At 71.8% G+C, this 12,898-nt stretch carries 12 protein-coding genes; 6 read left to right on the top strand and 6 right to left on the bottom strand.

All coding sequences use genetic code 11. From position 1 onward, the window contains the following. Window positions 1–343 precede the first annotated feature (343 nt). Complete coding sequence (locus ACN27F_RS30560) at window positions 344–667, top strand: hypothetical protein (RefSeq protein WP_421438926.1); 324 nt, start codon at window positions 344–346, stop codon at window positions 665–667. On the opposite strand, the gene ACN27F_RS30555 is transcribed toward ACN27F_RS30560, so the two are convergent. The 3 genes from ACN27F_RS30555 to hisI are packed head-to-tail and all read right to left on the bottom strand — an operon-like array spanning window position 664 to window position 3,334. Then, window positions 664–1,260, bottom strand: a complete 597-nt coding sequence (locus tag ACN27F_RS30555) for a Trp biosynthesis-associated membrane protein (RefSeq protein WP_421438925.1) — start codon at window positions 1,258–1,260, stop codon at window positions 664–666. The two genes, ACN27F_RS30560 and ACN27F_RS30555, sit on opposite strands and share 4 nt — an antisense overlap. Window positions 1,261–1,289: 29 nt before the next feature. Beyond that, window positions 1,290–2,891, bottom strand: coding sequence for an anthranilate synthase component I (locus ACN27F_RS30550; RefSeq protein WP_421438924.1), 1,602 nt, complete (start codon window positions 2,889–2,891; stop codon window positions 1,290–1,292). Next, window positions 2,888–3,334, bottom strand: coding sequence for a phosphoribosyl-AMP cyclohydrolase (gene hisI, locus ACN27F_RS30545; protein ID WP_421438923.1), 447 nt, complete (start codon window positions 3,332–3,334; stop codon window positions 2,888–2,890). The genes ACN27F_RS30550 and hisI overlap by 4 nt, the downstream gene beginning before the upstream one ends. 367 nt (window positions 3,335–3,701) lie before the next feature. Between hisI and ACN27F_RS30540 the strand changes: the two genes are divergently transcribed. The 4 genes from ACN27F_RS30540 to ACN27F_RS30525 all read left to right on the top strand — a co-directional run bounded on the left by ACN27F_RS30540 (window position 3,702) and on the right by ACN27F_RS30525 (window position 7,347). Next, complete coding sequence (locus ACN27F_RS30540) at window positions 3,702–4,943, top strand: hypothetical protein (protein WP_421438922.1); 1,242 nt, start codon at window positions 3,702–3,704, stop codon at window positions 4,941–4,943. A 233-nt stretch (window positions 4,944–5,176) separates the two neighbouring features. Beyond that, a complete protein-coding gene (locus tag ACN27F_RS30535; protein ID WP_421438921.1) occupies window positions 5,177–5,920 on the top strand; it encodes an ABC transporter ATP-binding protein in 744 nt (247 codons plus the stop codon). After that, window positions 5,917–6,672: an ABC transporter permease gene (locus ACN27F_RS30530; protein ID WP_421438920.1), complete on the top strand. Its 756-nt coding sequence runs from the start codon at window positions 5,917–5,919 to the stop codon at window positions 6,670–6,672. Before ACN27F_RS30535 ends, ACN27F_RS30530 begins: the two co-directional genes overlap by 4 nt. Window positions 6,673–6,714: 42 nt before the next feature. Continuing rightward, a complete protein-coding gene (locus tag ACN27F_RS30525) occupies window positions 6,715–7,347 on the top strand; it encodes a TetR family transcriptional regulator (protein WP_421438919.1) in 633 nt (210 codons plus the stop codon). Window positions 7,348–7,398: 51 nt separating this feature from the next. Here ACN27F_RS30525 and ACN27F_RS30520 read toward each other — a convergent pair whose 3' ends face one another. Further along, window positions 7,399–8,181, bottom strand: coding sequence for a DUF2470 domain-containing protein (locus ACN27F_RS30520; protein WP_421438918.1), 783 nt, complete (start codon window positions 8,179–8,181; stop codon window positions 7,399–7,401). Between the two features lie 73 nt (window positions 8,182–8,254). Between ACN27F_RS30520 and rpsD the strand changes: the two genes are divergently transcribed. Continuing rightward, on the top strand, window positions 8,255–8,866 hold the full coding sequence (gene rpsD, locus ACN27F_RS30515) for a 30S ribosomal protein S4 (protein WP_421438917.1): 612 nt from the start codon (window positions 8,255–8,257) through the stop codon (window positions 8,864–8,866). Between the two features lie 101 nt (window positions 8,867–8,967). On the opposite strand, the gene ACN27F_RS30510 is transcribed toward rpsD, so the two are convergent. Further along, the gene (locus tag ACN27F_RS30510; protein WP_421440561.1) at window positions 8,968–10,731 is read right to left on the bottom strand and encodes an ABC transporter ATP-binding protein; all 1,764 of its coding nucleotides are present in this window, start codon (window positions 10,729–10,731) and stop codon (window positions 8,968–8,970) included. Window positions 10,732–10,775: 44 nt separating this feature from the next. Next, entirely contained in the window at window positions 10,776–12,770 is a 1,995-nt protein-coding gene (locus ACN27F_RS30505) for an ABC transporter ATP-binding protein (protein ID WP_421438916.1), read from the bottom strand. Between the last annotated feature and the right edge of the window lie 128 nt (window positions 12,771–12,898).

Raw genomic sequence — 12,898 nt, 5'->3', positions numbered from 1 at the left:
ACCTCCGGTGAGAGAGCCATCACCCAACGTGCCAACGCGCGACCCCCGGAACGCACGATGCGGAGCAATCCCGAACCCCCTTGACGCTCCATCGGCGCTCCATCGACAAAAATCGTATCGTGTCAGCCGGACCCGGCCCACGGTGCGGTATCGGATCCGCGCGGTGTGGTGCAGATCAATCGCGGTGTGGTGCAGATCAATGCTGGCCGGACGGGCGTTCGGCGCGCCCGACGGCGATAGTTGACGTACGGGTCACCGCTACGAAACAGCCCCCGGCGAGCATTGCGTTCGGGCAGACTGAGCGGCGGTAGCCGTCGGTTGCGCAGATCGTCTGGGGGAGGCCATGAACACCGCACCACGCGACCGCGACGCGGGCGTCGACCTGATCGCCATCCCCCGGGCCGTCGTCTCGTTGGCCGCAGAGGTCGTCCAGACCATGGAACGCGCCGTGGTCGGCGGTGACCGGGTACGCACCGCGGCCGGCAACGCCTGGGAGGCGATCTGTGCCGACCGGGCCCGCGCCCACCAGCGGGACGAGATCCGCCGGCTGGTGGCCGCGCTGACCGCGGCCCGGACGGATCAGCCCGCGCGGGATGTCGCCGGTCAGCCCCTTCCGGACGGGCTGGCAGCACCGGCGGCGGCTACCGCGGCTACCGTGGCCGGCTAGTCCGTCGGGTCCTCGCCCCGGTCGAGGGCGTTCCAGGCGTCCAGCGTCGAGCCTGCCCGGGTGTGCGACGTCGAGCCTGCCGGCCCGGCGGGACGGTCGGGCCGACGTCGTCCGGCTGACCGTTCGTAGCGGGCACCCATCGCCGGCCAGGGACCGCTGCGCAGAATGGTCGACAGACCACCGGCGACCAGCAGCACCGCACCACCGGCCGCCGCGACCGGCCAGCTCACGACGGTGCGCACCGTCCCTGCGGCGCTGTCGTCGACGGCGACCATGCCGGCGATGAACGCCGACGAGCCGGCGGCCAGCACCGCACCGGCGCCAGCGAGCAGTACCCCGACGAGCCGGCGGGGCCAGCCCCGGGTGGCCAGTACCGCGCCGGCCCCGGCCAGTCCCACCAGCGCGACCGCCGGTAGCCATGGCAACAGCTGCGCCCCGGTACGCACGGTCACCACGTCGGGCAGCGGCGTTGGGCGCTCGGTGTTCACCACCGCCCAGCCCCGGCCGGCGGCGTACAGCGCCAGGCCGGAACCGGCCAGGCAGACGGCGACCGACACGACCAACCCGCGCCGGCCGACGCGCGCGGCGCCCACCGTCTGGCGCCGACTGCCGGGCGAGGTGGTCACCGTGCCGGACGCAGGGTTTCGGCGGCGGCGATGGCGGCCAGCACCGCGGCGGCCTTGCTCTGGGTCTCCCGTTCCTCCGCTTGCGGATCGGAGTCCGCCACGATCCCGGCGCCGGCCTGCACGTACGCCCGGCCGGCCCGGATCAGCGCGGTCCGGATCGCGATCGCCATGTCCAGGTCACCGCCGAAGCCGAAATAGCCCACCGTGCCGCCGTACAGCCCGCGACGGGTCGGCTCCAGCTCCTCGATGATCTCCATCGCGCGGACCTTCGGAGCGCCGGAGAGCGTCCCGGCGGGAAACGTCGCCGCCAGCGCGTCGAAGGCGCTCTGGTCCGCCCGCAGCTCACCGACCACCGTCGAGACGATGTGCATGACGTGGCTGTAGCGCTCCACGGTGGCGAACTCGGGGACTTCGACGCTGCCCGCCCGGCACACCCGGCCGAGATCGTTGCGACCCAGGTCGACCAGCATGACATGCTCGGCGCGTTCCTTCGGATCGGTGATGAGCTCGGCGGCCAGGGCGGCGTCCTCCTCCGGAGTCACCCCACGTCGGCGGGTGCCGGCGATCGGGTGCAGCAGCGCCCGCCGGGTGCCCCCGTCGACGACGGTCACCTTCAGGTGTGCCTCCGGTGACGAGCCGACCACGTCGAAGTCGTCGAAGCGCAGCAGGTACATGTACGGGCTCGGGTTCGTCGTGCGCAGCACACGGTAGACGTCCAGCGGATCGGCGTGGGTCTGCCGCTCGAACCGCTGCGCGAGCACGATCTGGAAGCACTCACCGGCCCGGATGGCCTCCTTGGCCTCCTCGACAGCCTTCGGATAGGCACCGGCAGCGGTCCGGCTGCGTGCCGCGCCGACCGCCGGCGTATCCACCGTGGACACCATCGGCGGGTTGGGCCGGGACAGGGCGGTGGTCATCGCGTCGAGTCGGCCGATCGCATGGTGGTACGCCGCGCCGATCGTGTCCGTTTCGGCACCGGCCGCCGGCATCGTGTCCGTTTCGGCACCGGCCGCCGGTATGGTGTCCACGGCCGGCAGCACCGCGTTGGCCACCAGGATGGCCGAACCGTCGAAATGGTCGAGCACCACCAGATCGGTAGCCAGCAGCAGGCCGAACTCGGGCAGCCGCAGATCGTTCTCGGTCAGTTCGGGAAGCCGTTCCAGCCGGCGGACGAAGTCGTAACTGAGGTAACCGACCAGCCCACCGGTCAGCGGCGGCAACGTCGCGCCAGCGACCGGAGCCGGTGGCGGCCCGGTCAGCGCGGCGACCGTGGCACGCAGGACGTCGACCGGGTCCCCGTCGGCGGGCAGCCCGGCCGGCGGATCACCCAGCCAGCAGGCCCGTCCGTCGGATTCGGTCAGCGTGGCCGCGCTGCGTACCCCGACGAACGAGTAACGTGACCAGGCGGTGCCCGCCGAGCCGACGCCCTGCTCGGCCGATTCCAGCAGGAAGGTGCCGGGACCGCCGGCCAGCTTGCGGTACACCCCGACCGGGGTCTCGCCGTCGGCGAGCAGCCGGCGCACGACCGGCACCACCCGGCGGTCCCGGGCCAGCTCGCGGAAGGTCGACTCGTCCGGACTGACGGCACCAGTGATCATCGGGTCTCCTCGGGCCGGGCGATCGTGCCGGTGATCGGCAACTCGTCGAAAAAGCAGGTGGCCGCGCCGGTGTGGCAGGCCGGTCCGACCTGTTCGACGCCGACCAGCACGGCGTCGCCGTCGCAGTCGAGCCGGACCGAGCGAACGTACTGGTGGTGACCGGAGGTCGCCCCCTTGACCCAGTACTCCTGCCGGCTACGCGACCAGTACGTCGCCCGACCGGTGGTGAGGGTGCGGTGCAGCGCCTCGTCGTCCATCCAGGCCATCATCAGTACCTCACCGGTGCCGTGCCGCTGTACGACCGCGGCGACCAGACCGTCGGAATTGCGACGCAGCCGGGCCGCGATCGACGGGTCGAGGGCGGCCGGCCGTGGTGGGTCGGGCGACGCGGCGGGCGGGCCGCTGGTCAGGGCGCCGGCTGGCGACTCATCTGGTACGGACACAGTGCCCGATTGTTCCGTACGGCCGGACGGCTGTCGCAGCGCCTCCCGCACGCGGTGTCAGGTGACCGACACCAGGCGGATGGATTCGACGGTTCGGGGGCTGTGCCCGTGCGGCATCCGGAGTACTTTGTCGGTGCGCCGCCACGGTCCAGGTTCAGCCGGCGCGCCCCAGCACCCCACCGGTTCCGGCATCCCGTCGGTCGCACCCCTGTTCGGGACCTGGTCGCGGGCTGATGACGGGCGTCGCGGGCGCCGACCCGATCGGGTCGGCGCGGCGAGTCCGCGTACCACCCCAGCCACACGCGCACGGGCATCGTCCGGTCGTACCCCCGATCGGATACCCACCAGAGCGGACGGAGGATCACTGATGCAGCCCATGCCCATCCCTCAACATCCAGGGCCGGCGGAGCTGGAGGAGAATGCCGGGGCCGGCGACGCTCCGGCACATGGCACTCCGGTGCCGGCGCCCCGGCCCGTGGTCGACGGCAATGTCATCAACGAAGCGACCACCGAGATCCCGCTGATCGTGCCGAAGGAGCCGGCGCAGCAGACGCCGAACCCGCTGCCGCCGATCGCGACCGCGCTACTCGGTGGAACGGACACCCCACCGCTGGTGGTCGCCACGCCGACACCGGCCCAGCCGGCGGATCGGCCGGACCCGGACGACCGAACGGACCCGGACGACCAGACCCAGCGAGCCGATCAAGCTGACCAGGCGGAGCAGGTGGACCCTTCCGGAGCGGAGACGGCGCCCGAGCCGGAGCCGGGAACGGAGCCGACGGCAGGTACGGAGCCGACGACGGCCGTCGGCGAGCCAGTGGCGGCCGACGGCGAGCCAGCGGCGGCCGACGGCGAGCCAGCGGATCAGGATCCGGAGGAGGGACCGGCTGCGGTCGGGGCCGGATCGGTCGAGACGGCAGGTACGGCCGACACGGCGCTGGATGCGCAAACAGACCAACAGCCCGAATCGGAGTCAGCGGTGACGTCCGGGCCGGCGGATTCGGCAGCGCCGGGCCAGTCGACCCCGGAGGCCGAGGGATCCGCCGCGGAGCCGGCGGCGTCAACGCAACGGGCGGAGCCGGACGACGATGACGAGCCGGTCGGGGTCGCCGAGGCCGACGACGCCGTCGAGACCGGCGACGACGACGCTGATGCCCTCAGCGCGCACGGCGATGCCGGCGACCTGTTCTACGACGACGACTACGACCAGGAAGACGACGAGGACGAGGACGAGGAGCTGGATGCTGTGCTGACCGCAGTGGACGAACAGGCCGACCGGGCAGCCGCGCCGGAGGCGGAGCCGGTGGCCGCACCGAAGCGGCCGGGCGAGGTGTCCCTGCCGCCGATCACGATCTGGACCGAAGAAGCCGCCGACGAGCTTCGCGACGAGTGGCACGAGATCAAGGCCCGGTTCGTGGACGAGCCGGATGTCGCGCTGGCCCAAGCGCAGTCGTTGGTCGCACACGCCGTGCGGACGCTGGCCGACCGGCTGTCGACCGAACAGCTGGAGCTCGACCCGCGCCGCGACGACGAGGCGCCGGACACGGAGTCGATGCGGGTGGCGCTGCGCCAGTACCGCGAGTTCCTGGACCGGCTGCTGGCGATCTGAACCTGCCAACAGCCCGCAACCGACGGTGGCGTGGGCCGTAGCGGTATCCGACCGCTACGGCCCACGCCCTGTCTGGCCTCGTACCGGACATCCCGTCGCCGTGGTCGGTCACCCGCCGGCGGCGCGTGGCGGGTGACGTAGGCCACTGGATCCGACGGGTTGCGCGAATGCGCCCGGCGGAGTAATTCATCTATCGTTGATTTCAACACTCGATGAATTATTCGGAGGGCACGATGGAGACCGTCGTCGAGATCGACGACCTCGTGGTCGAACGCGGCCGACGCCAGGTGTTGCACGGCGTCTCCTGCACGATCGCCAGGGGTAGCGTGACCGGCCTGCTCGGGCCGAGCGGCAGCGGTAAGACGACGCTGATGCGGGCCATCGTCGGAGTCCAGAAGATCCGGTCCGGACAGGTACGGGTCCTTGGCCAGCCTGCCGGCACCGCCGCGTTACGACGTACCGTCGGGTATCTCACGCAGGCCCCCAGCGTCTACGCCGACCTCACGGTCAGGGAGAACGCACGGTACTTCGCCGCGTTGTACGGCCTGCCGGTGACCGAGGCCGAGCGGGCCGTGTCGGACGTCGGGCTCGGCGACGCCGCAGGGCAACTCGTCGCCACCCTCTCCGGCGGGCAGCGCAGCCGCGCCTCGCTGGCCTGTGCCCTGCTCGGCCGTCCTCAACTGGTCGTGCTCGACGAGCCTACCGTCGGGCAGGATCCGGTGCTGCGCGCCGACCTCTGGGCCCGGTTTCACGCCATGGCCGCGGCCGGCACGACGCTGCTGGTCTCCAGCCACGTGATGGACGAGGCGAGCCGCTGCGACCGGCTGCTGCTGATCCGCGACGGCCGGCTGATCGCCGACGACACCCCGCAGGCGGTACGCGCCACCGCCGGCACCGACGACCTGGACGAGGCGTTCCTGCGCCTGATCCGCGACCGCCAGAGTGCCGAGACCGCCACCACCGGGGGGATCCGATGAACGGCCGTCTCCTCGCCGCGACCACCGGGCGTATCCTGCGTCAACTGCGTCACGACCGGCGTACCGTCGCGCTGTTGGTGGTGGTGCCGGCCCTGCTGCTGACCTTGCTGTACTACATGTACGGCGACCAGCCCGCCCCGCCTGGACAACCGCAGATGTTCGACCGGATCGCACTGGTCATGCTCGGCGTCTTCCCGTTTGTGATCATGTTCCTGGTGACCAGCATCGCGATGTTGCGCGAACGCACCACCGGCACCTTGGAACGACTGCTGACCACCCCGCTGGGCAAGCTCGACCTGCTGTTCGGCTACGGCATCGCGTTCGGTCTGGCCGCGGCCGTGCAGGCGAGTCTGGCCAGCGCCGCCGCGTACTGGTTGTTCGATCTGAGCACGGCCGGCAGTCCCGCGCTGGTCATCCTGATCGCGGTGGTCAACGCACTGCTCGGCGTGGCCCTCGGCCTGCTGTGCAGCGCGTTCGCCCGCACCGAGTTCCAGGCCGTACAGTTCATGCCGGTTGTGGTGATCCCGCAACTGCTGCTCTGCGGCCTGTTCGTCGCCCGCGACGAGATGGCGGGTTGGCTGGAGGCGATCAGCAACGTCATGCCGCTGTCCTACGCCGTGTCGGCGTTGACCGAGGTGGGTGCCAACGCGGAGCCGACGGCCACGCTCTGGCGCGATCTCGCCGTGGTCGCCGGTGCGGTGGTCGCCGCCCTGGTCCTGGCCGCCGCCACGCTACGGCGGCGCACCGGCTGACCGTCGCAGCGCGGCTGGCGCGAAAAGGAGTGACTACGACCGATGGCACGACGGACCGGGCGACGGCCGGGCAATCCCGACACCCGCGAGGGGATCCTCACCGCCGCCCGGCGGGTTTTCGCCGATCGTGGTTTCGACCAGGCCTCGGTACGGGCGATCGCCGCCGCCGCCGAGGTGGATCCGGCGCTGGTGCACCACTACTTCGGGACCAAGGACAAGCTGTTCCTGGCCGCGATGAACGCGCCGATCGACCCGGGCGAGTTGCTGCCGCAGGCGTTCGCGGGCGGGCCGGACGAGATCGGCGAACGGCTGGTCCGGCTGGTGCTCGGGGTGTGGGACTCCCCCGCCGGCACCGCCGCGCTGGCCCTGTTGCGCTCGGCGCTGAGCAACGACTGGACCGCCCGGATGCTGCGCGAGTTCGTCACCAGTCAGATCCTGCGCCGGGTGATCGGGCAACTGGACGTGGATCCGGCGCAGATACCGATGCGTACGGCGCTGGTCGCCTCGCAGCTGGCCGGGCTGCTCGTGATGCGCTACATCCTGCGGCTGGAGCCGCTCGCCGGGGCCGATCCGGCAGTGGCCGCCGCCATGGTCGGCCCGACGGTCCAGCGTTACCTGACCGGAGACCTGGCAGCGGTGCCACTGCCGGCCGGTGACAAGCCGACCGACCGATAGCCCGTCGACCGATAGCACGTCGACCGGTTGCCAGCCGGCGGCCAGTCAGCCTCAGCTGCCGGCCGGGTCGGCCGAGGTGTGTCGGCCGGCGGTGGCCGGCGAGGCGCAGCGGCGGCAGAGCACCGGATGCAGCAGCCGGGCCAGCTCGGCGCGGTCGCGCACCGGGGCCGGGAACGCCAGCCGGGCGCGGGGTCCGCCGGTACCCAGCGACACCACGAAGCCGTACCGGTCCAGCCGGACCACCTGTGGTTCGCCGGCGAACCTGCGGTGCCCGACGTCGCGTAGCTGGCGACGGATGAACGCGGACATTTCCGGCTGGTGGTGGTCGGCGAGGTCGGTGAGCAGTTCCGTCTCGATCCCGTCCAGCGGATCTGGCTCCGCGGCGGCGTACTCGTCGGGGTCCACGTCGGTGGTCACCCCGCTCTGGTCCAGTCTGATCTCGGCCACCTCCATCCGGTAGATGCTGGCGCCCCGGCCGACGTCGAGCAGGTCGCCGGTGGCGTGCACGTCGGCGAAGTCCAACGCGGCCAGCCGGGCGGGTGCGCCGTCGAGTGGACTCACCCATCCGGAAACCCACACCCGTCCGCGCGACGGCGCGCCGGCCACCGGCGGGGTGTCGGTCACGTCGAGGACCACGGCCGTGTCTGCGGCGCCGTCGGTCGGCCGCAGCGCCGCACCCATCGGGTCGGTCTCCCCGGTCAGCAGCAGAATCTGGCCCATCGGGTCGGTGGCGTGCCGTACGGCGTGCGGGCCGGGTCGGCAGGCGACGTGCGCCGTGCCGGGCAGTCGGCCGGCGACCAGGGTCCGGGCGATCTCCGCGGGGCTGGGCTGCATGACACGGACCTCCGAGATCAGTTAGGCTCACCTTAGTGAGGGCAGGCTAACCTACTTGACCGGAGACGTCCACGTGAACCACCCAAGACCCAAAGCGCGGATTTCCCGCGCCCTCGGCATCCCGCTGACCCGCAAGTGCACCCGCTACTTCGAACGGCGGCCCTTCCCGCCCGGCGTGCACGGCCGGCAACGCCGCAAGCCCTCCGACTACCAGGTGCGGCTGCTGGAGAAGCAGCGGTTGCGCCACCAGTACAACATCAGCGAGACCCAGCTGCGCCGCGCCTTCGACGACGCGGTCCGCGGCGCCGGCAAGACCGGCGAGGAACTGGTCAGCCTGCTGGAGCGGCGCCTCGACGCGGTCGTGCACCGGGCCGGGTTGGCCCGCACCATCTACCAGGCACGCCAGCTGGTCAGCCATGGGCACTTCGCGGTCGACGGCGGCAAAGTGGACCGTCCGTCGTACCGGCTGCGGCCAGGCCAGGTCGTGCAGGTACGCGAGCGTAGCCGAACCAAGCCACCGTTCCAGATCGCCGCCGCCGGGGCACACGCCGGTGACGGCCCGACCGCGCCGTACCTGTCGGTCAGCCTCACCGACCTGACCGCCACCCTGGTTCGTGAGCCCGCCCGCCGGGAGGTTCCGGTGATCTGCGACGAGCAGCTCGTCGTCGAGTTCTACTCCCGCTGATTCCCCTTCCGCTGAGCGTCTGCCGCTCCCGCTGAGCGTCTGCCGCTCCCGCTGAGGTACCGGTCCGGCGCCTGGGCAGGCCCGGTCCGGCACCTCTCGGGTCAGCGCGTCTGTTCCAGCCAGGAGGCGAAGAGCCGGCCGTACACCGAGTCCGACTCGGCGACCAGTTCCTCGTGCCGGCCACGTTGCACCACCCGGCCACGGTCGACGACGATGACCTCGTCGGCCGCCTGCGCGGTGGACAGCCGGTGTGCGATCGCCACCGTGGTCCGTCCACGGGTCACCGCTTCCAGGGTGCGTTGCAGGCGTACCTCGGTCGCCGGGTCGACCGCGCTGGTCGCCTCGTCGAGCACCAGGAGATCCGGGTCGGCCACGTACGCCCGGACCAGTGCGACCAGCTGGCGTTCGCCCACGCTCAACGCCTCACCACGCTCCCCCACCGGGGTGTGCATACCCTGCGGAAGACCGGCCACCCAGTCAGCCAGCCCCAGGTCGGTGAAGGCGGCGGCCAACTGGTCGTCGGTGAGCTCCGGCCGGGCGAAGCGGACGTTCTGCGCGACCGTCGCGTCGAACAGGAACCCGTCCTGCGGCACCATCACCACCCGTGAACGCAGCGACTCGAAACGAATCCGGTCCAGTGACACGCCGGACAGCAGCACCCGGCCGACGACCGGATCCATCAGGCGGGTCAGCAGCTTGGCGAAGGTCGTCTTGCCACTGCCGGTCTCCCCCACCACCGCCACCCGCGTCTTCGCCGGGATCTCCAGGTCGACGTCGGAGAGCACCTGCGGGCCACCCGGATAGGCGAAGCAGACCTGTTCGAACCGTACGTCGAGCGGCCCACGCGGCAGGTCCACCCCGTCGCGGCCGGGATCGGCCACGTCCGGGGCGACATCGAGCACATCCAGCACCCGCCGCCAGCCGGCGATGGCGTTCTGTGCCTCGTTGAGCACCTCGGTGGCGATCTGCACCGGCTGGATGAACAGGGTCACCAGGAACAGGAAGGCGGTCAGCTGCCCGATGGTCAGGCTGCCGGCCACCACCATCCGCATGCCGATCACCACGACGCCGGCCAGGGCCAGACCGGCCGCGATCTCACCGGTGGAAAAGCTGATCACGCTGGTCCGCAGGGCGTGCTGCTGGGCCCGACGCTGGCCCTCGATGGCCTCGTCGAGCCGCCGGGCGGTACGCCGGGACACTCCGTACGCCCGGATGACCGCCGCACCGACCACGCTCTCGGCGATCGCGGCCAGCAGCGTGCCGGTCCGTTGACGGACCACGCCGTAGGCGGCGGCGAGCCGGCGCTGGAACGCCCGGATGATCAGCAACGCGGGGACGAACGCGGCCAGGACCACCAAGGTGAGCTGCCACGAGTAGACCGACATGACGACGGCGGTGACCGCCACCTGGCCGATGCTGATCAGCAGGATCACGCCGCCCCACTGCAGGAACTGGGTGATCTGGTCCACGTCGCTGGTGACCCGGCTGACCAGCGAACCGCGTCGCTCGGCCTGCTGGTGCAGCATGGACAGGTCGTGCACATGCCGGAAGGCCCTGGTCCGCACCGCGGCGAGCGCCGTCTCGCTGACCGTGAACAGCCGCCGCATCATGAAGTAGCCGGCGGTCGTGGTGCATACCAGGACCGCCCCGGTCAGCGCGACGATCACGGCGACCACGGTCAGATCGGGGCCGCCCGGCGCACGCAGCCCGTTGTCGATGGCCTGCTGCACGGCGACCGGGACAGCGGCCCGTCCGATCATCGACACCAGTGCCAGCGCCAGCGTGCCGGCCAGCCCGGTACGCAGCTCCGGGGACAGCGCCAACCCGCGACGCAGCGTCCGCCACGTCGACTCGGCCGGTTCCACCCGGGCCGACTCAACGCGTTCCGACCGCCGTCGCAGCGGGGTGCTCACCCGATCACCTCCGCCGCCCGGGAGCCGGCTTCCTGCGGGCCCGTGCCGCCCGCGCTGACGCCACCCGGACCAGCGCTGTGCGTCCCGTCGGCCCGCGTCCGTTCCCGCTCGGCTTCGGCCTGCTCGTACGCGGTGACCAGGTCGGCGTAGCCGGGGCAGCGGGCCAGCAGCTCGCGGTGGGTGCCGTGATCCACCACCCGCCCCTGGTCCAGGTAGATCACCTCGTCGGCCAGCGCGATGGTGGCCCGTCGGTACGCGACGACCAGGATCGAGGTCGCCACCTCGCTGGCCCGCAACGCGGCCAGGATCGCCGCCTCGACCCGGGGATCGACCGCGCTGGTGGCGTCGTCGAGGACCAGCAGACGCGGGCGGCCGGCCAGCGCCCGGGCCAGGGTGAGCCGCTGCCGCTGGCCCCCGGACAGGGTGGTGCCGCGTTCCCCGACCATGGTGTCCAGCCCGTCGTCGAGCGCGGCCACGAACCCGTCCGCCTCGGCCAGCCGCAGCGCCGACCACGCCGTCTCGTCGGTCAGCCCGGCCCGGTCGAGGGTGACGTTGGCCCGGACCGTGTCGTCGAAGACGAAGGGCACCTGGGCGACCAGGGACACGGTGCCGGCCAGCGAATCCGCGGTCAGCTCGCGCAGGTCCACGCCATCGACGCCGACCTGACCCGATGTCGGGTCGACCAGGCGGGCGGCGAGCGCGGCGATCGTCGACTTGCCCGATCCGGTCGGGCCGACCAGGGCGACGGTCCGTCCGGCCGGCACCGTGAAGGACACCTCACGCAGGACCGGTGGCAGGACGGCCGGTTGGTCCGGCACCGCCGTCGGGTCCACCGACGGGTCCACCGCCGAGACCGCGGCCTGCGGCGTCGCCGGTTCCACCGCCGGCGGCCGGTAACTGAACCAGACCCGGTCGAAGACCAGGCTCGCCGGGACCGTGGCGCCACCGGGCGCGAGGGTGTCGCCGGGCAGAACAGTGTCGCCGTACGGCATCTCGCCGGTGGCGGTGAGCACGTGCCGCACCCGGTCCCAGCCGGCCACGCTGCGCGGCAACTCGGCCAGCACCCAGCCGATGGCCCGCACCGGAAAGGCCAGCACGGTGAACAGGAACGCGACGCTGACCAGATCGGCCACGCTGATCGCGCCCTCGCGCAGGCGTAGCGCGCCGACCAGCAGCACGGCGAGGGTGCCGAGGCTCGGCAGGGTGTCCAGCAACGGGTCGAACAACCCTCGCAGCCGGCCGACGGAGATCAAGGCGTCGCGCAGTTGCGCGGCCCGGTCGGAGAACCGGACGGTTTCCTGCGCCTCCCGGCCCATGGTCTTGACCACCAACGCGCCGTCGAAGCTCTCGTGCGCGATCGCGCTCACCTCGGCACGCAGCCGCTGCGCCCGGACCTGTCGTGGTGCCATCCGGCGGGAGTAGACCACGTTGAGGACGAACAGCGCGGGGAAGACCGCCAAGCCGACGAGGGCCAGCACCCAGTCCGTGGCGAACAGCGCGCCGATCGCGGCGACCAGCATCACCACGGTGCCGACGGCGAACGGCAGGGGCGCGATCGGGAACCAGGTCGCCTCGACGTCGGAGTTGGCGTTGGACAGCAGCGTGCCGGTCGGGTGGCGCTGGTGCCAGGACATCGGCAGGTCAAGGTAGCGCCGGGTTACCCGGCGGCGGTAGGAGGCCTGTAACCGGTACTGCATGAACCCGGCGCCCAGCCGGCGGCCGAAGATCCCCACCACCTTGATGGCGCTCACCCCGACCAGCGCGGCGGCGCCGGCGGCGAGCAGGCCCGTCTCCACCTGTCCGGCTTCGATCGACGGGACCATCACCTCGCCCACGATCGCCCCGACCACGTACGCGCTGGCGATGGTGAGCAATCCGAACAGCACACTGCCGACCACCCCGATGGTGAACAGTCCAGACTGCTCGCGGATCCCCTGGCCCAGCACCCACAGCCCACGTACCAGCACGTCACGGCTTGTCCGACTGCTCACACGTCCCCCGGTTGTAAGTGACAAACATCCAAACCCATCCTTACCAGTGCCGCCCCGTCACGCCGCGGTGACTGTGTCCACCGCCACATCTCGTGTCCGGTCCGGCCCACCCGATGCGGGGCTTGCCC

Origin of the sequence: Solwaraspora sp. WMMB335, assembly GCF_049179075.1 — a bacterium.
GTDB lineage: Bacteria > Actinomycetota > Actinomycetes > Mycobacteriales > Micromonosporaceae > Micromonospora_E.
Note: the sequence above shows the minus strand (reverse complement) of the source record. Positions and strands in the feature narration are given on the sequence as shown.

Bases quoted from the DNA above. Each gene is read 5' to 3' on its own strand.
- ACN27F_RS30560 (WP_421438926.1), top strand. From the start codon at position 344: ATGAACACCGCACCACGCGACCGCGACGCGGGCGTCGACCTGATCGCC.
- ACN27F_RS30550 (WP_421438924.1), bottom strand. From the start codon at position 2,891: ATGATCACTGGTGCCGTCAGTCCGGACGAGTCGACCTTCCGCGAGCTG.
- ACN27F_RS30540 (WP_421438922.1), top strand. From the start codon at position 3,702: ATGCAGCCCATGCCCATCCCTCAACATCCAGGGCCGGCGGAGCTGGAG.
- ACN27F_RS30535 (WP_421438921.1), top strand. From the start codon at position 5,177: ATGGAGACCGTCGTCGAGATCGACGACCTCGTGGTCGAACGCGGCCGA.
- ACN27F_RS30530 (WP_421438920.1), top strand. From the start codon at position 5,917: ATGAACGGCCGTCTCCTCGCCGCGACCACCGGGCGTATCCTGCGTCAA.
- ACN27F_RS30525 (WP_421438919.1), top strand. From the start codon at position 6,715: ATGGCACGACGGACCGGGCGACGGCCGGGCAATCCCGACACCCGCGAG.
- ACN27F_RS30520 (WP_421438918.1), bottom strand. From the start codon at position 8,181: ATGCAGCCCAGCCCCGCGGAGATCGCCCGGACCCTGGTCGCCGGCCGA.